We start from the raw sequence: 25,910 nt of genomic DNA on the forward strand, positions 1-25,910 counted from the left end.
GCAACCACCTAGACGCCGCACGGGGTGGCAGGATGAACTTCCACCATGACGCCAGCCGCAGCCCCCGCCCTCACCCGCCTCGACGGGACCCCCGTGCGCGTCCTCGTCGTCGACGACGAGGCGCACCTGACCGAGCTGCTGTCGATGGCGCTGCGCTACGAGGGCTGGGAGGTGCGCGCCGCGGGCACCGGGATGGACGCGGTGCGGGTGGCCCGCGAGTTCTCCCCGGACGCCGTGGTGCTGGACATGATGCTGCCCGACTTCGACGGCCTCGAGGTGTTGCGCCGGATGCGGGCCGGTGAGCCGGACGTCCCGGTGCTCTTCCTCACCGCCAAGGATGCCGTGGAGGACCGGGTCGCCGGGCTGACGGCGGGCGGTGACGACTACGTCACCAAGCCGTTCAGCCTCGAGGAGGTCGTCGCCCGGGTGCGAGCCCTCATGCGGCGCACCGCCGTGGTCGCCCAGGAGTCCGGCTCGGTGCTCGTCGTCGGTGACCTGACGCTGGACGAGGACAGCCACGAGGTGGCGCGCGCCGGGACCGAGATCACGCTCACCGCCACGGAGTTCGAGCTGCTGCGCTTCCTCATGCGCAACCCGCGTCGCGTGCTGTCCAAGGCGCAGATCCTGGACCGGGTGTGGAACTACGACTTCGGGGGCCAGGCCAACATCGTCGAGCTCTACATCTCCTACCTGCGCAAGAAGATCGACCTCGACCGCGAGCCCATGATCCACACGATGCGTGGGGCCGGCTACGTCCTCAAGCCAGCCGCGGGATCCTGAGCGTGGCCCGTCGGCCCAGGTCGCTGCGCGTCAAGATCGTCACCTCCGTGGTGGCGATCTTCGCGTGCGTGCTCCTCGTCTCCGGGGTCGCCACCGTCCTCGCGCTGCGGCACACCCTCGTCGGGCAGCTCGACGAGGACCTGCGCCTGTCCAGCGAGCGGGTGGGGGACGAGGTCGGGGGCGGCTTCGACCAGCCGCCACCGGCCGGGCCGGGGGAGGACCTCGACGAGCGCGGTCCCGCCCGCCCGCCAGGAGGCGGCGACCGCTCGCTCGCCGTCGTGCTGCGCGACGGCGAGGCGGTGGTGAACTCCGTGGTCACGACGGACAACCGGCTGGGCTCGCTGGACGACGCCCAGCTGGCCCTGCTGGAGCAGGCGGCGCAGGACGCCGCCGGGTCGCCCACGGGGTCCGAGCCGTTCTCCGTGGACCTCGGCGCCGGGGTGGGGGACTATCGGGTGGTGGTGGAGGACGGTGCCCAGGGCGACACGCTGCTGACCGGGCTGCCCCTGGCGGGGGTCACGGACACGACGCGCCAGGTCGTGCTCATCCTGCTGCCGGCGGCGCTGCTGTCGCTCCTCGCGGCGGGTGCGGGCTCGGCGTGGCTGGTGCGGCGGGACCTGGCACCCCTGGACCGGGTCGCGGCGACCGCGCGGCGGGTCTCCCAGCAACGGCTGGAGCGGGGCGAGGTGGCGGTCGAGGACCGGGTGCCGGCGTCGGCCACGGAGGCGGGGACCGAGGTGGGGCAGGTCGGGCAGGCGCTCAACGAGCTCCTGGACACCATGGAGTCCGCGCTGTCGGTGCGTCATGCCAGCGAGCAGCGGGTGCGCCAGTTCGTCGCGGACGCCTCGCACGAGCTGCGGACGCCGCTCGCCTCGATCCGCGGGTATGCCGAGCTCTCCCGCCGGGAGAGCCAGCCGGTGCCCCCGGGAGTCCGGCACGCCCTGGACCGGGTGGAGGCCGAGTCGCTGCGCATGCAGGGCCTGGTCGAGGACCTGCTGCTGCTGGCGCGGCTCGACGCGGGTCGGCCGCTGGAGCGGGAGCCGGTCGACCTCACCCTCGTCTGCCTGGACACCGTCAGCGATGCCCGCGCCGCCGGGCAGGACCACACCTGGGTGCTCGACCTGCCCGAGGACCCGGTGGAGCTCGTCGGCGACGAGGCGCGGCTGCGGCAGGTGCTGGTCAACCTGCTCGCGAACGCCCGCACCCACACCCCGCCCGGGACGACCGTGACGACCGGGCTCCGGGCCACCGCCGACGCGGTCGAGGTGGTCGTCGAGGACGACGGACCAGGCATACCCGAGCGGCTGCAGGAGACCGTCTTCGAGCGCTTCGCCCGCGGCGAGGACTCCCGCTCCCGGGCCGCCGGGAGCACGGGGCTCGGGCTCTCGATCGTCGCCGCGGTGGCCCGGGCGCACGACGGCCACGTCAGGGTGGAGTCCCGACCGGGCCAGACCCGCTTCGTCTTGACGCTGCCGCGCGAGGGGGCGCGGTGAGCGCGGTCGGGCCGCTCGACAGCGCGCTCACGCTGCCCGCGCAGACGTCGGTGGAGCCGGGGAGGTATGCCCGGCTCCGGGAGCTGGTGAGGGCCGGTGGGGTGGTGGCGCTCACCGGGGCGGGGATGTCGACGGCCAGCGGCATCCCGGACTACCGCGGACCGGACGGGACCCGTCGGGTGCAACCGATGCAGCACGGGGAGTTCGTCGGGTCGGCGGACGTGCGACGGCGCTACTGGGCCCGGGCCTACGTCGGCTGGACCCGCTTCGCGGCCGCACGGCCCAACGCCGCGCACCGCGCGGTCGCCGACCTGGAGCGGCTTGGCCTGGTCCGTCACGTCATCACGCAGAACGTCGACGGGCTGCACCAGCAGGCCGGCAGCCGACGGGTCCTGGAGCTGCACGGCACCCTCTCCAGCGTGGTGTGCCTGGACTGCGGGGAGGTGACGACCCGCGCCCAGGTGCAGGACTGGCTCGCCGAGGCCAACCCCGGGTTCCTGGCCGTGGTCGACGCCACCTCGCCGGTGCGCCCGGACGGCGACGTCGCGCTGCCCGAGGCCCAGGTGGAACGCTTCCGCACGCCCCGGTGCCTGGTCTGCGGGCAGGACCGGCTCAAGCCCGACGTCGTCTTCTTCGGCGGCTCGGTGGACAAGGAGGTCGTGGCGCGGGCCTACACCTTCGTCGAGCAGGCCCGCACCCTGCTCGTGCTCGGCTCCTCGCTGCAGGTGATGAGCGGCTACCGGTTCGTCCGACGAGCGGCGCGCGAGGGCATACCCGTCGCCGTGGTCACCCGGGGCGGCACGCGGGGCGACGCCGAGACGACGGTAGGGGTCGATGCCCTGGTCGGTGACGTGCTGCCGGCGCTGGTCGCCGACCTCGGTGGTTAGGCTGGGCGAGGACGGTCCGGACGGGCCGCCGGCGAGGAGGTCGCTGTGGTCACCTACGAGCAGCTGGGTGAGATGTACGACGCCGAGGTCGTCGACCAGGACGGGCACAAGGTCGGCGGGATGTGCCAGGTCTACCTCGACAACGGCACGGGGAGCCCGGCGTGGGTGTCGGTCCGGACCGGGTGGTTCGGCGGGCGCAAGGTCTTCTGCCCGGTGTCCAACGCCACGATCCAGCGCGGCCGCATCCAGGTGCCCTACCCCCTCGCGATGATCAAGGACGCACCGGACATCCCGTGCGACGGGCACCTGACCGAGGACGAGGAGGAGCAGCTCTACGACTACTACTCCGTGGACGAGGGGCCGGCCCCCTCGGGCTGAGCGCAGGAGTTGCGGCGTCGGCCCCGGAGAGGATGGAGGGGCCGGGGACCGACGCCGCGGTCGGGGTCGTCGGTGCAGTGGCACCCGGGGTCGCGTCGGGGAGGTGGCCTCAGACCCGACGCAGGACCGCGGTGACCTTGCCGAGGATCACGGCGTGATCGCCGTCGATCGGCTCGTAGGAAGGGTTGTGGGGGATGAGCCAGGTCTTGCCGTCCCGGTGGCGGTAGGTCTTGACGGTGGCCTCGTTGTCGAGCATCGCGGCGACGATCTCCCCGTTGACCGCCGTGGGCTGGCGGCGCACGACGACCCAGTCGCCGTCGCAGATCGCGGCGTCGATCATGGAGTCGCCCACGACCTTGAGCAGGAACAGCTCCCCGTCGCCCACGATCTGCCGCGGGAGCGGGAAGACGTCCTCGACGGCCTCCTCGGCGAGGATCGGGCCGCCCGCCGCGATGCGGCCGACCATGGGGACGTAGGACGGCTGGGGGCGGGCGTCACCGATGCCGGTCTCGTCGTGGACCTCGGTGGGTGTCGGGCCGGCCTCGGCGTCGCGGCGCCGGTATCCCGAGCCCTCGCTGCCCGGGTGCACGACCTCGATCGCCCGCGGGCGGTGCGGGTCGCGGCGCAGGTAGCCCTTGCGCTCGAGCGTCTTGAGCTGGTGGGCCACCGAGCTGGGTGAGGTGAGGCCGACGGCGTCACCGATCTCCCGCAGGCTCGGCGGGTAACCCCGGTGGTCGACCGAGTCGCGGATGACGTCGAGGACCCGGCGCTGACGGTTGGTCAGCGCGGCGCCACCGTCGCGATCCGGCATCTCGTGGATTGTGGCCATGATCTCCATCCCCTCGTGCGGGCCCCACCCTCGTCGCGCCGCGGCTGCTGTGGTGCTGTGCCCCGGCGTCTCGGCATCATGCCTGGTCAGAGGGTATGTCAGTGGTGGGTGCTTGAGTTCCTGACATGAGCACAGGCTACGCCCGGCGCCAGGCCAAGGCAAACACCTGTTCGGGTGGCGTGTCGACAGCGTCGGACGCATGTGCTATCAATGAAACAGACGTGCGATCGGACACGCGTCCGACCCGCACCGCCACGAGGAAGGTGAACAGCATGAGCACCGCCATCGCGCACGACATCCTGAGCCCGCTGCCGGTCCCGCGTCCGCGTGGGGCGGCCCGAGGTCACTTGCGGCTGGTGCCGACGCCGTCGGCCCGCGGCCGCTCCGGCGACGGGTCGCAGTTCCGGAGTGCACGGGCACGGCGTGTGGAGCCGGCTCGACACCTGCGGCTGACGCGGCGGGGCCGGCTGGCGCTGACTACGACGACGAGCCTCGTGGTCGCGCTCGTGGCATGGTCCATGCTCGGGCTGCTCGGACCGGCCGGCGCCAGCTCCTCGATCGTGGTGGAGGAGGGCAGCACGCTGTCCGAGATCGCGGCGCAGGAGTTGCCGGAGGTGCCGCTGAGCCAGGCGATCACCAGCATCCAGCGGGCCAACAGCCTGAGCACCACGTCGGTGGCGGCGGGTCAGCAGCTCGTCATCCCCGGGCGCTGACCGGAGGGGAGACCGGCGCGAGCTGTGGTGAGCCTGCGGCTCAGTCGGTCTGCGGGCCGGCCTCGTGCACGGCGTCCCAGACGATGCCGAGCTGGTCGGTCGGCATGAAGTAGCCCGACAGGTGCGGGTCGAACATCAGGCCCGCGATGCCGGCGTCCTGGTAGGCCCGCGCGGTGTCCACGAGCTCCTGCGGAGTCAGGGCGATCGCCCGGAGGTCCTCTTCCGGCGCGACCATCTCGTTCTGCACGGCGAAGTGCCGGGCGCGCTCGGCGCTGGTGAAGGTCAGCAGCATCATCTGGCCATCGATCTGCGCGGCGGCGGGGGACTCGGACCCGGCGTCGCCGACGGCCACGAACCACCAGTGCGGCAGGTCCATGGTGGCGCGCCAGAGGCGGGTCATGCCCCCGTGGTCCTCCGGCCCGGTGACCCGGGCGGCGAGCACGTCGGTCTCCGTCTCCTCGGGCTCGGACAGCTGGCCGAGGCGGGTGGTGCCTGGGGTCGATCCGCCATTGGTCGCCTGCGGGTCGTCCTGCCGAGGTGCCGGATCGGCACCGCCACGGTCCGCTCGGTTCTCCACCGGTCGCTCACCCTCGTAGACGGACTCCGGCCGACGCTCGTCGTCCTGGAAGGGGAGGTCGGTGGGCTCACTCATGTCCGGTAGTCGACCACACCCCGGGCTGCAGGGCCAATCCCGCGACGGCGCCGACGGCCCGGGACTGCCATAATGGACCGGTGACGGACAGCATCTCGGGACCCAAGGTGGCCATCGTCGGAGCGGGCTCGGTCGGTTCGACCCTCGCCTACGCGCTCCTCCTGAGGGGGGTCGCCCGGCACGTCGTCCTGCACGACATCGACGCGGAGAAGGTCCGGGCGGAGACGCTCGACCTGCGACAGGGCCTGCAGTTCATGCCGGCGGCGCACGTCGACGGGTCAGAGGACGTCTCGGTGTGCGCCGGCGCCGACGTCGTGGCCGTGACCGCCGGCGCCAAGCAGCAGCCCGGCCAGAGCCGGCTCGACCTGGCCGCCTCCACGACCCGGCTCATGGTCGATCTCATGCCGCGCCTGGTGGAGGCGGCACCGGATGCGACCTTCGTCATGGTGACCAACCCCGTGGACGTCATCACCTACGTCGCGCAGAAGGTCACCGACCTGCCCCCGGCCCGGCTGTTCGGCTCCGGCACCGTCCTCGACTCCGCCCGGCTGCGCGGGCTGGTGGCTCAGGCCTGCGACGTGGCGGTGCAGAGCGTGCATGCCTACATCGTCGGCGAGCACGGGGACTCCGAGGTCCCGCTGTGGAGCAGCGCGACGGTCGGCGCCGTGCCGATCACCGAGCTCACCACCGCCGAGCAGCGCGAGCAGATGGCCCACGACGTGGTGCACGCCGCGTACGAGATCATCGCCGGCAAGGGGGCGACCAACTACGCCATCGGCGCCTCGGCCAGCCGGATCATCGGGTCCGTGCTGCGGGACGAGCGGCAGGTGCTGCCGGTCTCCACCCTGCTCTCCGGGACGCTGGGGCTGGAGGACGTCTGCCTGTCGATCCCGACCGTCGTGGGCGCCGGGGGCGCCGAGCGCCCGCTGGCGCCCACCCTCTCCCGGGAGGAGCAGGCCGGGCTGGAGGCCGGAGCCGAGTCACTCCGTCGTGCGGCCCGGAGCCTCGGGTTCTGAGCCCACGCGGACGCGGGGGACCGGCCCGGTGGAGTCCCACTCCTCCTCCGGCCAGCTGTGCGGGACCACGCCGGTGGGCCGGCCCGGCATACCCTTGCTGCGGTCGGTCGGGATGCTGGCGGTGGACACCGCCTCCGAGGTGGGGGCGCCGTCACGTCGCAACCCGTGGCCGTCCAGGGGGACGGTGACCTCCTCGTCGGCCACCTGCACCTGCTCGCCGCGGACCTCGAGTATGACGGGGTCGCCCACCTCGACGATGAGCCGGACCTGCTCCTGCTCGACGGTGACGCGCAGGCGGGAGCCGTGCCACCGCATACGCCACGTGAGCCCGGGCCACGAGGCCGGGAGCCGCGGGTCGAGCGACAGGACGCCACCGTGGTCGCGCATGCCCCCGAAGCCGGCGGCCAGCGCGCTCCACACGCCGCCCGTCGAGGCGACGTGGACCCCGTCGCTCGCGTTGCCGTGGCGGTCGTCCAGGTCGACGAAGAGGGCGGCGTAGAAGTAGCGCAGCGCGAGGTCGTGGTAGCCCACCTCGGCCGCGACGATCGACTGCACGACCGCGGAGAGGGTGGAGTCGCCCGTGGTGATGGGGTCGTAGTAGGCGAAGTCGGTGAGCTTCTCCTCCGCGGTGAACGCGTCGCCGGCGAGGTAGAGGGCGAGGACGACGTCCGCCTGCTTGAGCACCTGGTAGCGGTAGATGACCAGCGGGTGGTAGTTGAGGAGCAGCGGCCGCTTGTCCGCGGGGGTCGCGTCGAGGTCCCAGACCTCGCGCTCGAGGAAGTGGCTGTCCTGCGGGTGGACGCCGGTCTCCTCGTCGAACGGGATGTGCATGCCATCGGCCGCCCGTTGCCACGACTCGACCTCGTAGTCGCCCAGGTCGAGGCGCGCCACGGCGCGGGCGAACTGGCACGGGTCGGCGACCTGGAGCCGGCGCACCGCCTCCACCGCGGCCCGCAGGTTGAGCTGGGCCATGACGTTGGTGAAGAGGTTGTCGTTGACGATCGTCGTGTACTCGTCCGGACCGGTCACGGCGTGGATGTGGAACTGCCGGCTGCCGTTGGTCTGCCAGAAGCCGAGATCGGCCCACAGCCGCGCCGTCTCGACGAGGATGTCGACACCCTGGTCGAGGAGGAACTGGTCGTCGCCGGTGGCGCGGGCATACTTCATCAGCGCGTAGGCCACGTCGGCGTTGATGTGGTACTGCGCCGTGCCCGCGGCGAAGTAGGCCGAGGCCTCCTCGCCGTTGATGGTGCGCCAGGGGAACAGGGCGCCGTACTGCGCCATCTCGGCGGCCCTGCGGCGCGCCGCCTCGAGCATCCCGTGCCGGAACCGCAGCGCGTTGCGGGCGGCCTGCGGGTGGGTGTAGACGAGGAAGGGCAGGACGTAGCACTCGGTGTCCCAGAAGTAGTGGCCGCCGTAGCCGGAGCCGGTGAGCCCCTTGGCCGCGATGCCGTGCGAGCCGGCCCGGAGCGAGGCCTGCCCGAGCTGGTAGAGGTTCCACCGGACGGCCTGCTGCAGCTCGGGCTGCTCCGGCAGCTCGACGTCCGACTCCTCCCAGAAGCGTGCCCAGACCCCGGCCTGCTCCTGCTGCAGCGCCGGCACCCCACGCTGGGTGGCGCGGTCCAGCGTGCGCGAGCACCGGTCGGCGAGCTCGCGGGGCGGGACGCCGCGGGAGGTATGCACCGCGACGAGCTTCTCCAGCCGCACCGGGCGGCCCTCGGCAGCCTCGACCCGGATGACGTGCTTGGCCAGGTCGCCGGTGACCGAGGTCTGCTCGGTCCAGGTGTTGTCGGTCTCGACGAAGTGGTGCGCCATCGTCGCCAGGGTCATGCCGGAGTTGTGGCAGCGGTAGCCCAGCAGCAGCCGGGCCCCGCTGGTGTCGGCGAGCACCGGGTCGAGCACCCGGTGCTCGAAGGACTCGGCCGTGCGCGGGTCGACGCCCTCGCCCATGGCGGCGCTGGTGACGTGGTACTCGTCCGAGCCGTCCTGGCGGTTGAGGATCTGGCTGGAGATGTCGAGGGCGGCGTGACCGTCGAGCATCTCGACCTCGAAGGTCATGACGGCCAGGTGCCGCTCGACCACGCTGGCCATCCGGGAGGAGGTGATCTTGACCCGTTTGCCGGCGCTGGTGCGCCACACGACCGAGCGGCGCAGCAGCCCGGCCCGGAAGTCGAGGGTCCGCTCGTAGTGCTCCAGGTCCGCGGTCGAGACGAGCAGCGGCTCGTCGTCGACGTAGAGCTTGATGGTCTTCGGGTCCGGGACGTTGACGATGGTCTGCCCGACGCGGGCGAGCCCGAAGGCCTCCTCGGCGTGCCGGATCGGCCAGGTCTCGTGGAAGCCGTTGACGAAGGTGCCGTGGGCGTAGGTGTCGCGACCCTCCTCGACGTTGCCGCGGAGCCCGAGGTAGCCGTTGGAGACGGCGAAGAGCGTCTCGGTCACGCCGATGTCAGCGCCCTCGTAGGCGGTCTCCGCCAGCTCCCACGGTCGGGCGGGGAAGCGGGTCCGGTCGAGCGGGTCGACCGGGGCCGGGGGGCGGTGGTGGGACATGGCAGCCATCGGCAGGGGGTCCTCTCGGCGGGGGAGCGAGCGGTCAGATCAGGTCGGCGAGGTCGGGCACGACCTCGTCGGCGCCGGCCTCCAGCAGCGTGGCGTGGCCGGCGCCGCGATCAACCCCCACGACGCGGTGAAACCCGCCGGCCGCGCCCGCCCGCACGCCGGAGACGGCGTCCTCGACCACGACGCACCCGGCCGGCTCGTGACCGAGCTGGCGGGCGGCATACCAGAACGTGTCAGGCGCGGGCTTGCCCGGCAGCTGCTCGCGCGCGGCCACCGACCCGTCGACGACGACCGGGAAGCGGTCGGCGATGCCCGCGGTGGCGAGGACGGACGGGGCGTTCTTGGAGGAGGAGACGACGGCCATCGCGATCTCCCGGCGAGCCAGCTCGTCGAGGAGCTGCAGCGAGCCGGGGTAGGGAGCGATCCCCTCCTCGGCCAGCACCTCGTTGAAGATCTCGTTCTTGCGGTTGCCGAGCCCGCACACGGTCATGAGCTCCGGCGGGTCGCTCGGCTCACCCTGGGGCAGGTCGATGCCCCGGGCGTCGAGGAAGTCCTGGACCCCCTCGTAGCGCGGCTTGCCGTCGATGTAGGCGAAGTAGTCCTGGTCGGTGTAGGGCTCCTGCGGGACGGGCTGGCGCTCCAGGAGCCGGGTGAACATCACCTCCCACGCGCGCATGTGCACGTCGGCCGTCGGCGTCAGTACGCCGTCCAGGTCGAAGAGGACTGCGGTCACGGGGTCCCAGTTCACGGCAGACACCCTAGTGCGGTGGTGTGTCGCAGGTGAGGATTACGGTCGAGGTATGCCGGAGACGACGGAGCAGACGATGACGCTGGAGCAGGCCGCGGGGGCGGCGCTGCGGCGGCTGGTGGGGCGGGAGGACGCGGACTTCCGCGACGGGCAGCTGGAGGCCGTGCGCGCGCTGGTGCAGGAACGGGCGCGGGTGCTGGTGGTGCAGCGGACCGGGTGGGGCAAGTCGGCGGTCTACTTCGTCGCCACCGCGCTGCGGCGGCAGCAGGGTGCCGGGCCGACGGTCATCGTGTCGCCGCTGCTGGCGCTCATGCGCGACCAGATCGCGGCCGCCGCGCGGGCAGGGGTGCGGGCCGTGACGATGAACTCGGCCAACGCCACCGAGTGGGACGACGTGCGGGCCGCGCTCGCCGCGGACGAGGTCGACGTGCTGCTCGTGAGCCCGGAGCGGCTCAACAACCCGCGCTTCCGGGACGAGCAGCTGCCCGACCTGGCGGCGCGGTGCGGGCTGCTGGTCGTGGACGAGGCGCACTGCATCAGCGACTGGGGGCACGACTTCCGCCCGGACTACCGGCGGATCCGGACCCTGCTCGACGCGCTGCCGGAGGGGACGCCGGTGCTGGCGACGACGGCGACGGCCAACGAGCGGGTGGTCGAGGACGTCGTCGAGCAGCTGGGGGCCGGAGGAGCCACGGTGCAGACGATCCGGGGGCCGCTCGCCCGGGCCTCGCTGCGGCTCGGCGTGCTGCCCCGGCTGACCCCGGATCAGCGGCTCGGCTGGCTGCTCGCGCACCTCGGCACGCTGCCGGGCAGCGGGATCATCTACTGCCTGACGGTGTCGGCCGCCGAGGACGTCGCGGAGGCGCTGCGCGCTGCGGGGCAGGAGGTCGCGGCCTACACCGGGCGGACCGACACCGAGGACCGTGAGCGGCTGGAGGCGGCCCTGCGGGACAACCAGGTGAAGGCGCTGGTGGCGACGAGCGCGCTCGGGATGGGCTTCGACAAGCCCGACCTGGGCTTCGTCGTGCACCTCGGGGCGCCGAGCTCGCCGGTGGCCTACTACCAGCAGGTGGGGCGCGCCGGCCGCGCGACGGAGCGGGCCGACGTGCTGCTGCTCCCGGGGTCGGAGGACCGCGACATCTGGAACTACTTCGCCACGGTCTCCATGCCGCGGCAGGACCAGGCGGACGCGGTACTGGCGGCGCTCGTGGACAGCGACCGGCCGCTGTCCACGCCATCGCTCGAGACGATCGTCGACGTGCGGCGCACCCGGCTGGAGCTGCTGCTCAAGGTGCTCGACGTCGACGGCGCGGTCGAGAAGGTGCGCGGCGGGTGGACCGCGACGGGCCGGCCGTGGGTCTACGACAAGGAGCGCTACACGCGGGTCGCCGACGCGCGGGTGCGGGAGGCCGAGCTCATGGTGGCCTACCAGCAGACCGAGGGCTGCCGGATGGCCTTCCTGCAGGAGTGTCTGGACGATGCGACGGCGGAACCGTGCGGGCGGTGCGACCGCTGCGCGGGGGCGTGGTTCCCCAGCGAGATCCCGCAGGAGGCGGTCGGGTCGGCGCGCGAGCGGCTCGGCGCGGTCGGTGTGCCGGTCGAGCCGCGGGCGCAGTGGCCGACCGGTATGCCCCGACTCGGGGTCGAGGTGAAGGGCAAGATCCCGCCGGAGGAGCAGGCCGCGGAGGGCCGGGCTCTCGCCCGGCTGTCCGACCTGGGCTGGGGGCAGCGGCTCCGTGAGGTCCTGGAGTCCGGCGACCCGGTGCCCGAGCAGGTCACCCGGGCGGTGGTGCAGGTGCTCGCCGGGTGGGGCTGGTCGGAGCGCCCGGTGGGGGTGGTCGCGATGCCCTCGCGGAGTCGGCCCGCGGTGGTCGGCTCGCTCGCGGAGCAGATCAGCCAGATCGGACGGCTGCCGCTGCTGGGGACCCTCGAGCTGGCGCACGGCGGGCCCGTGGGGGAGGCGGGTGGCAACAGCGCCTTCCGGCTGGCCAACGTCTGGGGCCGTGTGGTCGTGGGAGCGGAGCTGGCCGAGGCGGTCCGGCAGGCGCGCGGGCCGGTGCTGCTCGTCGACGACGTCGTCGACTCCCGGTGGACGATGACCGTCGCGGCACGGGCGCTGCGGCAGGCGGGCGCCGAGGCGGTCCTGCCGCTCGCGTTGGCGATCGACGGCTAATAGAGGAAGAACGGGAAGATGCTGCGGTCGTGCGCGTGCACGATGGCGAGAAAGACCACCGCGTCGAAGAGCAGGTGGATCAGGACCACGTAGGTGAGCGACTTGGTGCGGGTGAAGATGTAGCCCTGCAGCAGCGCGAACGGGATGGTGAGGAGCGGTCCCCAGGAGCGGTAGCCGAGCTCCCACAGGAAGGACACGAAGATCGTGGCCTGCAGGACGTTGGCGGTCCACAGCGGGAAGTGACGCCGGAGCAGGGCGAAGCAGATGCAGATGAAGAACAGCTCGTCCCACAGGCCCACGGCGTTGACGCCGACGAAGAACCGGCCGAACTCGCTGGCGGTCTGGATGGGCGGCCAGTTCTGGTAGCTGCCGGAATGGATGAAGTAGGCCGGCAGGATGAGGTAGCCGAGCACGGGGACGGCCACGACGTAGCCCCACTGCAGCCGGGTCCAGCGGCGACCGGTGATCCACGGGAAGGTGATGGCGCTGCGGCGGTAGACGAAGCGGTCGACGAGCACCGGGGCGAGGACCGCCGCGGTGAGGACAGCGCCGAGCAGGAAGAACATGTCCCAGCTGATGTCGGCCTCGACCGACGTGGTGGACACGATGCCGATGCCTAGCGCGATGAGGAGCAGGTCGCGGAAGAGCTCGCGGTGCAGAAGGAAGGCGGCGACCAGGCTGGCGACGAGGAGGGCATACCCGGGTAGCGGCAGGTGCACGCCGAAGAGGAGGAAGGCCGACACCGAGACCCCCGCGGCGGGCAGCAGCGTGCGCAGGGTCGTCGTGGGCTCGGCTGCGGGGAGGGTGTCGGCGGAGGGCACGGCACCATTGTGCGGGGTGGCTCAGCCCCACTCCTCCTCGCGGCCGACCGTCACCGCCAGGTCGATCTCGTTGCCCTCCGGGTGGGCGAGCGTCCACCAGAACGGCGCGGCGTCGCGGACCACGGTGCCGCCGGCGGCGACCGCCGCCTCGACCCGCGCCGCCGCCACGTCGTGCGGCAGGAAGACGTCGATGTGGTGCCGGTTGCGCTGCGCGCGCCGCTGCTCGTCCAGCTCGTCGATCGGCTGGAAGAACAGGACGGGGCCCAGGCCCCGCGGGTCGACGATGTCGGTGATGTCGGGCCTGGGGTCGGGGTCGTAGCCGAGGGCCGCCTGCCAGAAGGCTCGGACGCCCGGTATGTCCGCGGCGTCCAGACCGACCTGGACGAACCGGGCGAGGTCGGGGTCAGCGGTGAGCCCGAGGGAGCGGGCCAGGCGCTGCATCTGGGCGGCGAGGGCGGGATAGCCGTCGTCCATCTCCCAGCGGTCCTTGGCGGTGTGCACCGTCACCACTGCGCGGCCATCAGCGACATCGCCCCGGTCGTCCTGGCCGTGCTGGATGTCAGCCCGTCGGGCGGGCAGCGGGCGGACGTCGATGCCCAGCGGGAGCCCTGCTGCATCGGCGAGGTCGGCCACCCCGGTCGCGAGCTCCAGCAGCTGGCCGTGGGACGTGACCGGGTAGGCCGCGACGGCGGCGAAGACGAGCCGCCAGTCCTCGGTGCCGGTCTCCGACCAGAGGTCCTCGCCCTCGGGGAGCGGGAGGACATCCACCTCGTTGCCCTCCGGGTCGGAGACGGTGGCGTAGTAGCCGTGGCGCTCGACCCGGGCCCCGTCGGACTCAAGCCGGTCCACGGTGGCGACCGCGACGGCCCGCGCGGCGACCGAGTCGAGGTGGAAGCGGCTGCGCAGCGGACGCGGCGCATCCATGTCCTGGAACCAGATGGGAAGGTGGCGCCGCGCCGGGTCGACCACGTCCTCGTCACCCTGACGGACGTGGCCCAGCGCCGTCTCCCAGAACGTGATCGCCGCGACCGGGGTCTGGGTGTCCAGCGCGAGCTGGACCTCCTGCACGGCATCCGGCTGGGCCGTCAGGCCGAGATCGCGCGCCGCTGCGGAGATGGCCCGCGCCGCCTCGACCGTCTCCGGTGTGAACCCCTCACCGGTGGCGGCCAGACGCACCCGGAGGCCGGTCGAGCGCAGGTCGAGGTCAGGGAGGACGGTGCCGCGCTCGACGCAGGCGGCAACGACCGTACGCAGCATCGCTGCGCCCTCGGCGTGCGACCGGGCTGCGAACCAGGCGTGCGCGCCGCGGCCCAGCCCGCGCCAGTCCTCCGTCCCCGACGCCGACTGGAACTGCCGGATGGTCAGTCGCTCTGCTCCACGGGCCATGACAGGCATCCTGGCATGGTGCCGGACGGCGCGACCCATCTCACCGGCGTCGTCGTGCGTATCGAGGTCAGCCGCTGACCGCGACCCGCTCGGGCGGGCGGGCTGTCGCCCCCCAGGCCTCCGCCAGCATGCGATAACTGCGCCGCCGCAGCTCTGGGTCGAAGGTGTAGGTAGTGACGATCAGCTCGTCGAGCTCGTGCGCGGCGGCGAACGTCTCGAGCTTCTCCACGACCGTCTCGGGGGTGCCGACCATCTTGACGGACTGGTGGGCGTTGGCCAGCGGCAGCAGCTCGGTCGGCACGACGGCGGCGAGGCTCTCGACCGGTGGGTCGAGCGGCGCCGGTTGGCCGGAGCGGATGCGGATCGCCATGAGCTGGGCGGTGGTGAAGAGGTGGTCGGCTTCCTCCTGGGTGGGCGCCACGAGCACGTTGACGCCGGCCATGGTGGTGGGGCGGTCGACCTGTGCGGTGGCCGCATCGGCGCGGAACCGGTCGCGGTAGAGGCTGAGCGCCTCCTGCAGCTGGTCCGGCGCGAAGTGCGAGGCGAAGGAGAAGGGCAGCCCGAGCGCCGCGGCGACCTGCGCACCACCGGTGGACGAGCCGAGCATCCACAGCGGCACCCCGGTGCCCTCGCCCGGCAGCGCACGAACCCGACGACCGGACTGTGGCTCGCCGAGGTAGCCCTGCAGGTCCGCCACCTCGGAGGCGAAGTCGGGCAGATGCCCGCTGGAGCGCGACAGGGCCGCGGCCGTCATGGGGTCTGTGCCCGGTGCCCGGCCGAGACCGAGGTCGAAGCGGTCGCCGTGGATGGTGGCCAGGGTGCCGTAGTACTCCGCCACCATGAGGGGAGAGTGGTTGGGGAGCATCACGCCGCCGGAGCCCAGCCGGATGCGGTCGGTCGCGTGCGCCACGTGACCGAGGAGCAGCGCGGTCGCCGAGGACATGAAGGCCTCGGAGCCGTGGTGCTCCGCCATCCAGAAGCGGTGGTAGCCGAGCTGGTCGACCTCCCGCGCGAGGGCCACGGACTCCTCGATGGCGGTGGCGGGCGTCATGCCCTGGGAGCGGGGGACCAGGTCGAGGACGGAGAGCGGGACGCGCGTGGATGTCATGTCTGGGCCAACGCGTGTCCCCTGCCGTGTATGCCGGAAGAGGCCCTGACGTCTGTCTCCGGGCGACCGGCCGCGCCGGTCGTGGCCCAGCCGTGAGAGGCCCAGCAACTCGACGCGGCGACCGCACAAGCCGAGCATCGGCCCGCGGTACCCTGCCACGCCGCGCCCCCGCCGAGCAAGGCCATGCGGTCGACGTCGGTGCGCCCACCCGGGCCCAGTGGTCCAGATGATGGCTGTCGCACCACTGAGGAAGCGCGGAGCACCCCGGGAACGAGCAGCCGCCGTCCCGCACGGCCAGGGCCGTCCACTGCGCGGGACTGGCGAAGCGTGCGGTCAGACCCAGGGCGAGCGGTGCCCCGTCTGCGGAGAGCCAGACCGGGGTCATGTCCGCGCTGCACGACAGCTCGGCGGCCTGCTTGGGCGGCACGTAGTCACCTTCCATGGTGCTCGCCGGCCCGGACGGGATGCCCCGGTCGGGGTCGAAGGGGATCGTCAGCAGCACGGTGGCGCGGGCGGTCGACGGCGGCGCACCCGGGTTGCCGGTGCCGCGACGGATCACCGTCATCAGCGCGTCGTAGCGGCGCTGGCCGGGCAGCCGGGTGTCCGGCTCGACTGCTCCAGCGCCAGAGCTGGACGTCCCCGCGGCGTCCACGGACAGCCCCAGGGTGTCCTGGTCCCCGGCAGCTCCGCGCTGCTGACCCTCACCACCGGGCGCCGGCGCGGCCAGCGCCGAGGTGAGCACGCCGGAGATGACCGCTGCATCACCGTCCGGCGCGTCGATGGTGAAGCGGGTCAGCCCGGGGCCGACGCGGCGCCGGGCGACCGTCCGCAGCTCGATCGCCTTCCGCTCTCGCTCACCGGGCTTGGCCTCCTGCAGCAGGTCTTCGACCAGCCGGTGGCAGACCTTGGCGAGGTCATGGTCCGACAGGTCCGGCCGAGCCGCCGCGGCGGAGGCGATCCGGGCATACGACTCGCGCTGGTCGGGTCGAGCGAGGACTCCAGCCGCGTCATCGTCCGCGCGACCAGGGCGGCGCGGTGCACCGGCACGCTGCCGTCGGCGACGGCGTCCCCGATGACCGTGGTCACGGGCGACTGCGAGGCCCTCACGATCGCACTGATCTGCGCGGCGTCCTGCGTGCTGAGCCAGGGGCATCGGACCCGCAGCCAGTCCACCAGCGACATCGCCACGTCCTGATGGAGCCCGCGCACCGCCGCTTCCCGCGCGAGCGTGAAGCCGACCGCCCCCAGCTGCGTCTGCAGCGCGCCCACCGCCTCGATCGCATCGGTGAGGTCGCCGTCGAGCACGGTGGCGGAGTGCTGCGCCAGCGCGCCCACGAAGCTCAACCCGCGACTCGCGGTGTCCAGGCCCTCGGCCATGCGCTCGCGCACAGGTCGCGCCGCCTGCTCCTCCGCCCGCATCTCGTCCAGCGCTGCGTCGACGTCGGCCATGAAGGCGTTGTACTCAGCCGAGCTCATCGCGTTGATCTCGGCGAGTGGGTCATAGGGGTCGAGTGGCGGCTGGGCATGCGTCCGGTGCGTGGGCGGCTCGTCTGCCTCCCACTCCTGCACCCCCGGGTTCAACGCCATACCTCACTCAAGCACCCGCCACCGACAGACCCGGTGACCTGCGACGATCCGGTGACAGACGTCACTGCCCGAGAGCTCTGGGGGCTGGCAGAGTGGGCGCCATGAGTCGGACGGACAGGCCCACGGACGCGTGGTCGCGCTGGGGCTGGCTCTTCGGCGGGATCTGGCTGGTGTTCTTCGCCTTCCCGCTCGGGCACATCTGGACGACCGCGGGGAACCTCTTGTGGCGCCTGCTCGCGACGGGGGTCGTGGCCGCGTTCATGGTCACCTACGTCCTGACCGTGCGCCGCGCGGTGCGGCGCATCGGGATGGGCGAGTATGCCGCGGCCGCGCGCGGCGGGATGATCGGTCTCGGCGTGATGATCGCCGTCGCCGTCGCGCTCGGCTGGCTGATCGGCCCGAACGCCCTCACCGCGATGCCGTTCATCATCGGCGTCCCGGTGTTCTTCCTGCCGTGGCGCGGGGTGTGGACCGTGTCGCTGGGCCTCTTCGGCGTCGGGATGGTCACGAGCGCGCTGCTCTGGGGCGTGTGGCCGACGGTGATGTACTGGGGGATCTCGGCGCTCGTGCTCACCATCAGCGTGCTCAGCCGCTACCTGGAGGAGCACCAGGAGTCGGCGCAGGAGACCCAGCAGCAGCTCGCCCTCACCGAGGAGCGCGAGCGCGTGGCGCGCGACGTCCACGACGTGCTCGGGCACTCGCTCACGGTGGTCACGGTCAAGACCGAGCTGGCGCGGCGTCTCGTCGACGCTGACCCGGAGCGGGCGAAGCAGGAGATGGGGGAGGTGCAGGACCTCGCGCGGCAGGCGCTGGCGGAGATCCGCGCCACGGTCGGCGGTCTGCGGGTCGCACGGTTGGCTGACGAGGTCGAGGCGGCGGACGTGGCGTTGCGGGGCGCCGGGATCGGCGCCGAGCTGCCTGACGACGTGCTCCTCGTCGACCCGCGGCACCGCATCACGCTGGCGTGGGTGCTGCGGGAGGCGGTGACCAACGTGGTCCGGCACAGCGGGGCGACGAGGTGCGAGGTCGAGCTCGGCGAGCACTGGTTGCGGGTGACCGACGACGGCAGGGGAGTGCGGGACAGCCAGGAGGGGAACGGCATACGAGGCCTGCGTGAGCGCGTGGAGCAGGCCGGCGGCGCGCTGTCGCTGCGCCCGGGGCCGGGCGGATCCGGCACGACCTTGGAGGTGAAGCTGTGATCAAGGTGCTGCTCGCCGACGACCAGGCGCTGGTGCGCGGCGCGCTGGCGGCGCTGCTCGACCTGGAGCGGGACATCGAGGTGGTGGCGCAGGTCGGGCGCGGTGACGCAGTCCTCGACGCGGTGAGGAAGGCGCAGCCGCAGGTATGCCTGCTCGACATCGAGATGCCCGGTCTGGACGGGATCGAGGTGCTCAAGCAGCTGCGTGAGGCAGGGGTGGGTGCGCGCTGCCTCATGGTGACGACCTTCGGCCGGCCGGGCTATCTGCGGCGCGCGATGGACGCGGGGGCGAGCGGGTTCGTCGTCAAGGACACGCCGGCACCGGAGCTGGCCGAGGCGGTCCGACGGGTGGATGCCGGGCTGCGCGTGGTCGACCCGGCGCTCGCGACCGAGTCGCTTATCGGTGGGCCGAACCCCCTGACCGACCGGGAGCGCGAGGTGCTGCGACAGGCGCTCGACGGGTCGCCGGTGCAGTCGATCGCCGGGCAGCTCTTACTGTCACCCGGGACGGTGCGCAACTATCTCTCGTCCGCCATCGGCAAGACGGGGACCGCCACCAGGGTGGAGGCGGCGAGGTATGCCGAGGAGCGTGGCTGGCTCTGATCGCTGGAGCGACCGCTGACCATCGATGATCATTGAGTGATCGGCCCTTCGAGCGAGAAGTCGAGTTCCCCACGATCAGGGGCATCCGCGACATCTGGCCAGTCGGCTTTGAGCACGAGAGCGTGCACATCGACCGCGAGGGAGAGTTCATCGAAGTCCGCTGCCACCGGGTGGACAAGCGACCACTCCGTCGTCGATCGAGACTTCTCCGTTGATATCTCTTCAACTTCGTTATCTCCGATAGTGACCCGGGTCACCTCGACCTCTTGGACGTCGTAGTAGGCCGTCTCGCCTTCTGCAATCGTGTTCCTCACCGACGAGACGTCAACCTGGCCCTCCGCGAGGAGCCAGACCTGCCCGTCAGGAGCCCAGCCGGTCTCGCGTGCGTAAGGTGACAATCTGGCTTCGGGTGCACCCCACCCTGATCGTGCCTCCGCGACAAATCCGCTACTCGAGTCGTCGCCGACGGAGTCACTCAGGCTCGCCACGGTGACAGACGGCAACTCTTCATACAGGGCATCGGCCGCTGTGCCAGACTGGCGGTTGCCCTGCGCGTCGATCATCTGAGTCAGACCGGCAAATTCCATGGCGAATGAGTAGGATTCGGGCTCCTCGGACACTGCGACGGCATAGGTGCCGGTCTGGCTGCCGAGGTCAAAGGTCTCCTGTTGGCCGATCACCTGAAACGACACCTCGTCCGGGTCCTCGGACCAGGACGATTGCTCCCCAGTAATGGAGGCGATGACAAAGGCACCGCCATCTGGCGCGTCCAGTGGCGACCCTTCCTGAGTGATGCGCCCAACGTTGCCAAGGGCCACGTCGAAGCGGCTGTTGGGAGATCGCAAGTCGTCGACACTCTCAAGTTGAAGGTCAACCGCATCGGTGGTTGCGATCTCAATCACGTCACCTGCGGTCGCCTTCGGGGCGTCCGGCTCCTTGACGTCGGCTGCAAGGTCCGCTTCCTCCCCGTCGGGCCGGAACGGGATCAAGTTGGGACTCGGCTGGCTGGACCTGAAGGGACTCTCGAGGTCGGTGGGTGCCAGATGCACAGTCCACTGCTCGGAGTTGCCATCGAAGTACGAGGTCAGTTCAGCCGAATCCCACGACGTTTCTGCCGAACCCAGGGCCCGGTAAGGGCCACACAGGACTTCTGGCGAGAGCTGAGAGTCGCGATCGTCAGGGTCTCGGGCCTGGAAGTAGCAGGCCGCTTCTTCCGGCACGTTGACTTCGGTGTCGGATTGGCCGATCGACGCCTGCCACGCAGAATCGATGTCAGCGAGGGAGCCTTCGAGCTCGGACACCTCCCGTCCGCCGAGGGTGTAGCTGGGGCCTGCCGCGCAGGCGCTGACCAGGAGCCCGCCCATCAGCAGGAGTGACAACCTGCCACCTGTTCTCTGCACTGCTTCCCCCTGGCTAGTTCGAGTAGAGCCGGTTCTCTGACGTGAGGACCTCGAGCGGGGTGGCGGGCCCGTCGATCACGGCGCTGCTCGGGATCTCTGTCCACTCACCACCGTCGACGCTGTACTCGCCGCCGTACTCCACGGAGATGTAGGGCGCGACCTCCGCGGCTTCCGTGTACTCGTGCGTGATGTCACCGTCGGGGTAGGGGCCTCCGAGGCTCTCGGTCGGACCGATGCTGGCGCCGTCACCGGTGACATACGTGACGCCGATGAGGGTGGGGCGGATGCGCAGTTCGCGACCCACCAAGGTCGTGGTGTCGACTTCCTGCGGCTCGAATCCTTGGCTGGGCCACTCCAGTTGGAAGTACACAGGTAAGTTTACGAGGGTACGACCTTCTGGGGGTTGTATAACGCTGCTCGGCAGCGCAAAGTCAGTGGAGTGAAACTGGTCAACGATCATCGCTTCTGTCAAGATCTCCGCTGGTTCTCCGGATCTTGCAGGCAGATGGTCTGTGAAACACGTGAAGCCAATAAGTTCCCAATCTCCCGCCCGCCGGCCTCGGATACCTCACGCCGATATATTCGCGAACGAGGTCCACTTGATTCAGGAACGGTTCGCTCGCAGTATTCATCCGAGAATATGCAGTGAGCTGTCTCTGGATCCTGCGGGGTGTTGGGATAGCAGTCTCGGACAGCTAAATACTCGTACCAAGGATCTGGCTTCTCTGGCGATGATCCCGGTGGCCAGACTTGTGCCTGTTGATAGGTGCGCTCGGCGGATATGCCTGTGTAGTCTCCTCCGCCGATTCCGACACATTTTATCAGGTCCCCGATGTGGCAGGGGCCTGTTGGGTTAGGCCCGGGCATGGATTCGTCTGCTCCGATGGCACTTGAAGAGCCGACGAGCACTATTGTCAAAGCAAAGACGCTTACGGCAAGAAGATTTCTTCGATGCTCCACCGGTTATCCCCCCAAATAAGCGTGATGACGAGGTCAACCACTTGACCATCCTCGAGTTGCTCGACGGACGCTCTCACCTCTGCACTCTCCCCCGTTGCCAGACCTTCTGTGTTAATGAGGCGGAAATATTGCTGTTCCCCATCCCGTGTCTGATACGTCGCGCAGCACCTCACATGTGCTGCAGTCTTCGGTCGTCAGCGAGTCGAGGTCTGCTGGCTCGGCCTCCTTCAAGTGAACTGCCGTGAGCATGTCGAAGTACTCGGCCACCGCGGCTTCCGCGCCGTCGCTGGTCATGTCCCCCGCTTCCGCCTCAGGTTCTTCGCTCGTCGCCTCCTCCGACGTCTCGGCCGGCTCGGAGGTCACCTCGGTGTCCTCCGACGGCTCCTCCGTCGGCGTCGTGAGCGCATCCTCCGACGTCGGGGGAGCGGCGGGCTCGGTCGAGCTGTCGCAGCCGGCGAGCATGACCAGGCCGGCCACGGCTGCGACGACGGTGGTGCGGGTCACGGCATACCCCTCCTCGATCCTGCGGCCGCAGGTCCCCCGCGGCCGTTCCGTCCAGCCCAGTGTGCCCCACGACAGGGCCGCTGCACGCTCGTCCACAGTAAAGACTCCGCCGGGATCTGAACACCCCGAGACGCGGACAGCCACCGAACGACACCCCGTCACCACCCCCGATCCCCGCCGTTCCGGGCCTCGCGAGCACCCGACACGCAGCCCGACGCGCACCCCTTGCATCTAGTAGCGGGGTCGCCTACGATCACCATATCTAGTAGTTACAGGGGTGTGGTTCGTCCACATCTTGTTCACAACCGGACCGGCTGTTCCCACATCCCGTCCACAGACCGTCCCCAGATCCACCCACAGAGCGCCTGCTCCGGCAGGTGCTCGCGCCGCGCTGCCGCGACCGAGAAGGAGAGTGACATGCACTGCCCGTTCTGCCGTCACACCGACTCCAAGGTCGTCGACAGCCGCGTCCAGGAGGAGGGGACGGTCATCCGTCGCCGCCGCCAGTGCCCCGAGTGTGGGCGCCGCTTCGGCACGGTGGAGTCCGCCACGCTCTCGGTCATCAAGCGCTCCGGCGCGACCGAGCCGTTCAGCCGCGACAAGGTGATCTCGGGGGCCCGCAAGGCCTGCCAGGGTCGCCCGGTCACGGACGCCCAGCTCCAGCTGCTCGCGCAGCAGGTCGAGGAGTCGATCCGCTCGCTCGGGCAGGCGGAGGTCGACGCGCACGAGGTCGGCCTGGCCATCCTCGAGCCGCTCAAGGCGCTGGACGAGGTCGCCTACCTCCGCTTCGCCTCGGTCTACCAGGCCTTCGACAACCTCGACGACTTCGAGTCGGCGATCGTGCTGCTGCGCACCGAGCGCGACGCCGCCTCCGACACCGAACCCACCCCGACCACCTGAGCACGACAGGTATGTCGGTGCCCTCTGGTGCACTGGCATACACGGACGACACGCACGCACATCCCCACAAGGAGAGCTAGTCATGACCGAGACCACCGGGTCGAAGACGCGCACGCGCCGCAACGGCAAGGGCCTGACGATCGAGCGCATCTTCACAACACCTGGCGTGCACCCCTACGACCAGGTCACCTGGGAGAGCCGGGACGTCGTCCAGACCAACTGGAAGACCGGCGACACGATCTTCGAGCAGCGCGGCGTGGAGTTCCCGGACTTCTGGTCGGCCAACGCCTCCACCATCGTCACGACGAAGTACTTCCGCGGCGCCGTCGGCACCGACGCCCGCGAGACCGGTCTCAAGCAGCTCGTCGACCGCGTCGTGCTCACCTACACCAAGGCGGGCAAGGAGCACGGCTACTTCGCAACCGACGAGGACGCCGAGATCTTCGAGCACGAGTTGACGTATGCCCTCGTGCACCAGATCTTCTCCTTCAACTCTCCCGTGTGGTTCAACGTCGGCACCCAGAGCCCGCAGCAGGTCAGCGCCTGCTTCATCCTCTCGGTGGACGACTCGATGGACTCGATCCTCAACTGGTACAAGGAGGAGGGCTTCATCTTCAAGGGCGGCTCGGGCGCCGGCCTCAACCTCTCCCGCATCCGCTCCTCCAAGGAGCTGCTGTCCTCCGGCGGCACCGCCTCCGGCCCGGTCTCTTTCATGCGCGGCGCCGACGCCTCCGCGGGCACCATCAAGTCCGGTGGCGCCACCCGCCGCGCGGCCAAGATGGTCGTCCTCGACGTCGACCACCCCGACATCGAGGAGTTCATCGACACCAAGGCGCGCGAGGAGGACAAGATCCGGGCGCTGCGCGACGCCGGCTTCGACATGGACCTCGGCGGCGACGACATCGTGTCGGTGCAGTACCAGAACGCCAACAACTCGGTGCGCGTCTCCGACGAGTTCATGCGTGCCGTGGAGGAGAAGACCGACTTCGGCCTCACCTCCCGCAAGGACGGCTCGGTCGTCACCACCGTCGACGCCAAGCACCTCTTCACCAAGATGGCTCAGGCCGCGTGGGAGTGCGCCGACCCGGGCATCCAGTACGACGGCACCATCAACGACTGGCACACCAACCCCGAAACCGGCCGCATCACCGCGTCCAACCCCTGCTCGGAATACATGTCGCTGGACAACTCCAGCTGCAACCTCGCCTCGCTCAACCTCATGAAGTTCCTGCGCGAGGACGACACCTTCGACGTGGAGACCTACCAGAAGGTCGCCGAGCTGGTCATCACCGCGATGGACATCTCGATCTGCTTCGCGGACTTCCCGACCGACCCGATCGGCGAGACCACCCGCAACTACCGCCAGCTCGGCATCGGCTACGCCAACCTCGGCGCGCTGCTCATGGCGACCGGTCACGGCTACGACTCCGAGGGCGGCCGCGCGCTCGCCGCGTCGCTCACCTCGCTGCTCACCGGCGCCGCCTACAAGCGCTCGGCGGAGCTCGCCGGCGTGGTCGGCCCCTACAACGGGTATGCCCGCAACGCCGACGCGCACAAGCGCGTCATGCGCAAGCACCAGGCGGCGAACGACGAGATCCGCACGCTCCACACCATGGACTCCTCGGTCCACAAGGCCGCGACCAAGGCCTGGGACGCCGTCGTCAAGACGGGGGAGAAGAACGGCTACCGCAACGCGCAGGCGTCCGTGCTCGCTCCGACCGGCACCATCGGCTTCATGATGGACTGCGACACCACCGGCATCGAGCCCGACTTCTCGCTGGTGAAGTTCAAGAAGCTCGTCGGTGGCGGATCGATGCAGATCGTCAACCAGACCATCCCGCGGGCGCTCAACCGCCTCGGGTATGCCGACGAGACCATCGAGGCGATCGTCGAGTTCATCGCCGAGAACGGCCACGTCATCGACGCTCCGGGTCTGAAGCCTGAGCACTACGAGGTCTTCGACTGCGCGATGGGCGCCCGGGCGATCCGCCCCATGGGCCACGTGCGGATGATGGCCGCGGTGCAGCCGTTCCTGTCCGGTGCCATCTCCAAGACGGTCAACCTGCCGGAGTCGGCGACCGTCGAGGACATCGCCGAGGTCTACCTCCAGGGTTGGAAGATGGGCCTCAAGGCGCTCGCCGTCTACCGCGACAACTGCAAGGTCGGCCAGCCGCTGTCCGACGGCAAGGCTGACAAGGAGAAGAAGGCCGACGAGGTCGAGGCTCCCGTCGAGAAGGTCGTCGAGTACCGCCCGGTCCGCAAGCGGCTCCCCAAGCGCCGGTCCAGCCAGACCACGAGCTTCGCCGTGGGCGGCGCGGAGGGCTACCTCACCGCCGGCACCTATGAGAGCGGTGACCTGGGCGAGCTGTTCCTGAAGTTCGGCAAGCAGGGTTCGACCCTGGCCGGTGTCATGGACGCCTTCTCCATCGCCGTGTCGATCGGGCTGCAGTACGGCGTGCCGCTGGAGACCTTCGTCGAGAAGTTCACCAACCTGCGCTTCGAGCCGGCCGGTATGACGGACGACCCGGACGTGCGCATGGCGCAGTCGATCATGGACTACGTCTTCCGCCGCCTGGCGCTGGACTACCTGGACTTCGAGAGCCGGTCGTTCATGGGCATCCACACCGCGGAGGAGCGGGCCCGCCAGCTCGAGACCGGGTCGTATGCCCCGCTCGAGCCGTCGAACGACGACGACGACTACGAGGACGAGCTGGAGAACTACAGCCAGACCGCCGCCACCACGCCAGCCAAGAAGGCCGACAAGGTGGAGAAGGTCGCAGACCAGTCCGGTGCCGGCGCCGCCGACGCCCGCAAGGTCGACGCGGAGATCCACTCCTCGGCCGAGCTGCTCGAGCAGTTCCAGGGCAAGGTCGCTGACGCGCCGATCTGCATGACCTGCGGGACGAAGATGCGTCCGGCTGGGTCGTGTTATGTCTGCGAAGGCTGCGGCAGCACCAGCGGCTGCAGCTGAGAACTCAAGAGAGTCGGGCCCGGCGTTGCACCGCCGGGCCCGACGAGCAGTGGGTGTCCACTGGCTCCCTGTCGAACAGGAGCCTCCATCATGGCGCACCCCTGCTCGATCGCCAAGTGATCGAGCGGCCAAGGAGGTGATGATCATGGCCAAGAACACTGGACGCGGTTACCGTCGCGGTCCCGTGCGCTCCCGAAGCGAGTTCCGCCACCCCAACGGAACTTGGGTGAAGAGAGACAGCAACACG

23 protein-coding genes are annotated in these 25,910 nt (G+C 70.6%); 12 read left to right on the top strand and 11 right to left on the bottom strand.

Going from position 1 to position 25,910, the window contains the following annotated elements; translation table 11 throughout:
* Positions 1-45: 45 nt before the first annotated feature.
* Genes FU792_RS04610 through FU792_RS04625 form a run of 4 tightly spaced genes read left to right on the top strand, consistent with a single transcriptional unit; the run spans position 46 to position 3,538 of the window.
* The gene (locus tag FU792_RS04610) at positions 46-780 is read left to right on the top strand and encodes a response regulator transcription factor (RefSeq protein WP_022926204.1); all 735 of its coding nucleotides are present in this window, start codon (positions 46-48) and stop codon (positions 778-780) included.
* A 2-nt stretch (positions 781-782) separates the two neighbouring features.
* Positions 783-2,273 carry a sensor histidine kinase gene (locus tag FU792_RS04615; protein WP_022926203.1) on the top strand — a complete coding sequence of 497 codons (1,491 nt, stop codon included), beginning with the start codon at positions 783-785 and terminating at the stop codon, positions 2,271-2,273.
* Positions 2,270-3,160: an NAD-dependent protein deacetylase gene (locus FU792_RS04620; RefSeq protein ID WP_022926202.1), complete on the top strand. Its 891-nt coding sequence runs from the start codon at positions 2,270-2,272 to the stop codon at positions 3,158-3,160. The genes FU792_RS04615 and FU792_RS04620 overlap by 4 nt, the downstream gene beginning before the upstream one ends.
* 45 nt (positions 3,161-3,205) lie before the next feature.
* Positions 3,206-3,538: a PRC-barrel domain-containing protein gene (locus FU792_RS04625; protein ID WP_022926201.1), complete on the top strand. Its 333-nt coding sequence runs from the start codon at positions 3,206-3,208 to the stop codon at positions 3,536-3,538.
* 109 nt (positions 3,539-3,647) lie between these two features.
* On the opposite strand, the gene lexA is transcribed toward FU792_RS04625, so the two are convergent.
* Entirely contained in the window at positions 3,648-4,367 is a 720-nt protein-coding gene (lexA, locus tag FU792_RS04630; protein WP_028131240.1) for a transcriptional repressor LexA, read from the bottom strand.
* A gap of 272 nt (positions 4,368-4,639) precedes the next feature.
* Here lexA and FU792_RS04635 point away from each other — a divergent pair, with 272 nt between their 5' ends.
* Complete coding sequence (locus tag FU792_RS04635) at positions 4,640-5,080, top strand: LysM peptidoglycan-binding domain-containing protein (RefSeq protein ID WP_022926199.1); 441 nt, start codon at positions 4,640-4,642, stop codon at positions 5,078-5,080.
* Positions 5,081-5,120: 40 nt separating this feature from the next.
* On the opposite strand, the gene FU792_RS04640 is transcribed toward FU792_RS04635, so the two are convergent.
* Positions 5,121-5,732: a hypothetical protein gene (locus FU792_RS04640; RefSeq protein WP_022926198.1), complete on the bottom strand. Its 612-nt coding sequence runs from the start codon at positions 5,730-5,732 to the stop codon at positions 5,121-5,123.
* A gap of 80 nt (positions 5,733-5,812) precedes the next feature.
* Between FU792_RS04640 and FU792_RS04645 the strand changes: the two genes are divergently transcribed.
* Positions 5,813-6,748 carry an L-lactate dehydrogenase gene (locus FU792_RS04645; protein ID WP_022926197.1) on the top strand — a complete coding sequence of 312 codons (936 nt, stop codon included), beginning with the start codon at positions 5,813-5,815 and terminating at the stop codon, positions 6,746-6,748.
* On the opposite strand, the gene FU792_RS04650 is transcribed toward FU792_RS04645, so the two are convergent.
* Positions 6,713-9,304, bottom strand: coding sequence for a glycoside hydrolase family 65 protein (locus FU792_RS04650; RefSeq protein WP_022926196.1), 2,592 nt, complete (start codon positions 9,302-9,304; stop codon positions 6,713-6,715). The genes FU792_RS04645 and FU792_RS04650 overlap by 36 nt on opposite strands.
* A 34-nt stretch (positions 9,305-9,338) precedes the next feature.
* Positions 9,339-10,052, bottom strand: a complete 714-nt coding sequence (locus FU792_RS04655) for an HAD family hydrolase (protein WP_022926195.1) — start codon at positions 10,050-10,052, stop codon at positions 9,339-9,341.
* Between the two features lie 52 nt (positions 10,053-10,104).
* On the opposite strand from FU792_RS04655, the gene FU792_RS04660 reads away from it, so the two are divergent.
* The gene (locus FU792_RS04660) at positions 10,105-12,225 is read left to right on the top strand and encodes a RecQ family ATP-dependent DNA helicase (RefSeq protein ID WP_022926194.1); all 2,121 of its coding nucleotides are present in this window, start codon (positions 10,105-10,107) and stop codon (positions 12,223-12,225) included.
* On the opposite strand, the gene FU792_RS04665 is transcribed toward FU792_RS04660, so the two are convergent.
* The 3 genes from FU792_RS04665 to FU792_RS04675 form a co-directional block, all read right to left on the bottom strand.
* Positions 12,222-13,046, bottom strand: a complete 825-nt coding sequence (locus FU792_RS04665) for a CPBP family intramembrane glutamic endopeptidase (RefSeq protein WP_022926193.1) — start codon at positions 13,044-13,046, stop codon at positions 12,222-12,224. The two genes, FU792_RS04660 and FU792_RS04665, sit on opposite strands and share 4 nt — an antisense overlap.
* A 21-nt stretch (positions 13,047-13,067) precedes the next feature.
* Complete coding sequence (locus FU792_RS04670; protein ID WP_022926192.1) at positions 13,068-14,432, bottom strand: VOC family protein; 1,365 nt, start codon at positions 14,430-14,432, stop codon at positions 13,068-13,070.
* A 67-nt stretch (positions 14,433-14,499) separates the two neighbouring features.
* Complete coding sequence (locus FU792_RS04675; RefSeq protein WP_022926191.1) at positions 14,500-15,540, bottom strand: LLM class flavin-dependent oxidoreductase; 1,041 nt, start codon at positions 15,538-15,540, stop codon at positions 14,500-14,502.
* A gap of 440 nt (positions 15,541-15,980) precedes the next feature.
* Between FU792_RS04675 and FU792_RS17710 the strand changes: the two genes are divergently transcribed.
* Positions 15,981-16,118 carry a hypothetical protein gene (locus FU792_RS17710; protein WP_238706045.1) on the top strand — a complete coding sequence of 46 codons (138 nt, stop codon included), beginning with the start codon at positions 15,981-15,983 and terminating at the stop codon, positions 16,116-16,118.
* 214 nt (positions 16,119-16,332) lie between these two features.
* Here the strand turns inward: FU792_RS17710 and FU792_RS17715 are convergent, their stop codons facing one another.
* Positions 16,333-17,127: a hypothetical protein gene (locus FU792_RS17715; RefSeq protein WP_238706046.1), complete on the bottom strand. Its 795-nt coding sequence runs from the start codon at positions 17,125-17,127 to the stop codon at positions 16,333-16,335.
* A 101-nt stretch (positions 17,128-17,228) separates the two neighbouring features.
* On the opposite strand from FU792_RS17715, the gene FU792_RS04685 reads away from it, so the two are divergent.
* A complete protein-coding gene (locus FU792_RS04685) occupies positions 17,229-18,326 on the top strand; it encodes a sensor histidine kinase (RefSeq protein WP_028131237.1) in 1,098 nt (365 codons plus the stop codon).
* Complete coding sequence (locus tag FU792_RS04690; protein WP_022926188.1) at positions 18,323-18,928, top strand: response regulator transcription factor; 606 nt, start codon at positions 18,323-18,325, stop codon at positions 18,926-18,928. Before FU792_RS04685 ends, FU792_RS04690 begins: the two co-directional genes overlap by 4 nt.
* A 29-nt stretch (positions 18,929-18,957) precedes the next feature.
* Here the strand turns inward: FU792_RS04690 and FU792_RS04695 are convergent, their stop codons facing one another.
* From FU792_RS04695 to FU792_RS04705, 3 genes are all read right to left on the bottom strand, one after another.
* Positions 18,958-20,292 (bottom strand): hypothetical protein, encoded by a 1,335-nt coding sequence (locus FU792_RS04695; protein ID WP_022926187.1) that lies wholly within the window; start codon positions 20,290-20,292, stop codon positions 18,958-18,960.
* A gap of 49 nt (positions 20,293-20,341) precedes the next feature.
* The gene (locus tag FU792_RS04700; protein ID WP_149814575.1) at positions 20,342-20,698 is read right to left on the bottom strand and encodes a hypothetical protein; all 357 of its coding nucleotides are present in this window, start codon (positions 20,696-20,698) and stop codon (positions 20,342-20,344) included.
* Positions 20,699-21,399: 701 nt separating this feature from the next.
* The gene (locus FU792_RS04705; RefSeq protein WP_149814576.1) at positions 21,400-21,888 is read right to left on the bottom strand and encodes a hypothetical protein; all 489 of its coding nucleotides are present in this window, start codon (positions 21,886-21,888) and stop codon (positions 21,400-21,402) included.
* Positions 21,889-22,209: 321 nt separating this feature from the next.
* Between FU792_RS04705 and nrdR the strand changes: the two genes are divergently transcribed.
* On the top strand, positions 22,210-22,692 hold the full coding sequence (gene nrdR / locus FU792_RS04710) for a transcriptional regulator NrdR (RefSeq protein ID WP_022926184.1): 483 nt from the start codon (positions 22,210-22,212) through the stop codon (positions 22,690-22,692).
* Between the two features lie 82 nt (positions 22,693-22,774).
* Entirely contained in the window at positions 22,775-25,663 is a 2,889-nt protein-coding gene (locus FU792_RS04715; protein WP_022926183.1) for a vitamin B12-dependent ribonucleotide reductase, read from the top strand.
* Positions 25,664-25,910 lie beyond the last annotated feature (247 nt).

Source organism: Serinicoccus marinus DSM 15273, from assembly GCF_008386315.1.
GTDB classification, from domain to species: Bacteria; Actinomycetota; Actinomycetes; order Actinomycetales; family Dermatophilaceae; genus Ornithinicoccus; species Ornithinicoccus marinus.

What these genes read in the sequence shown, in the direction of transcription:
- FU792_RS04660 (WP_022926194.1), top strand. Translation starts at nt 10,105, where the DNA reads ATGCCGGAGACGACGGAGCAGACGATGACGCTGGAGCAGGCCGCGGGG.
- FU792_RS04650 (WP_022926196.1), bottom strand. Translation starts at nt 9,304, where the DNA reads ATGGCTGCCATGTCCCACCACCGCCCCCCGGCCCCGGTCGACCCGCTC.
- lexA (WP_028131240.1), bottom strand. Translation starts at nt 4,367, where the DNA reads ATGGCCACAATCCACGAGATGCCGGATCGCGACGGTGGCGCCGCGCTG.
- FU792_RS04675 (WP_022926191.1), bottom strand. Translation starts at nt 15,540, where the DNA reads ATGACATCCACGCGCGTCCCGCTCTCCGTCCTCGACCTGGTCCCCCGC.
- FU792_RS04640 (WP_022926198.1), bottom strand. Translation starts at nt 5,732, where the DNA reads ATGAGTGAGCCCACCGACCTCCCCTTCCAGGACGACGAGCGTCGGCCG.
- FU792_RS04695 (WP_022926187.1), bottom strand. Translation starts at nt 20,292, where the DNA reads ATGGGCGGGCTCCTGGTCAGCGCCTGCGCGGCAGGCCCCAGCTACACC.
- nrdR (WP_022926184.1), top strand. Translation starts at nt 22,210, where the DNA reads ATGCACTGCCCGTTCTGCCGTCACACCGACTCCAAGGTCGTCGACAGC.
- FU792_RS17710 (WP_238706045.1), top strand. Translation starts at nt 15,981, where the DNA reads ATGGTGCTCGCCGGCCCGGACGGGATGCCCCGGTCGGGGTCGAAGGGG.
- FU792_RS04715 (WP_022926183.1), top strand. Translation starts at nt 22,775, where the DNA reads ATGACCGAGACCACCGGGTCGAAGACGCGCACGCGCCGCAACGGCAAG.
- FU792_RS04685 (WP_028131237.1), top strand. Translation starts at nt 17,229, where the DNA reads ATGAGTCGGACGGACAGGCCCACGGACGCGTGGTCGCGCTGGGGCTGG.
- FU792_RS04610 (WP_022926204.1), top strand. Translation starts at nt 46, where the DNA reads ATGACGCCAGCCGCAGCCCCCGCCCTCACCCGCCTCGACGGGACCCCC.
- FU792_RS04670 (WP_022926192.1), bottom strand. Translation starts at nt 14,432, where the DNA reads ATGGCCCGTGGAGCAGAGCGACTGACCATCCGGCAGTTCCAGTCGGCG.
- FU792_RS04635 (WP_022926199.1), top strand. Translation starts at nt 4,640, where the DNA reads ATGAGCACCGCCATCGCGCACGACATCCTGAGCCCGCTGCCGGTCCCG.
- FU792_RS17715 (WP_238706046.1), bottom strand. Translation starts at nt 17,127, where the DNA reads ATGGCGTTGAACCCGGGGGTGCAGGAGTGGGAGGCAGACGAGCCGCCC.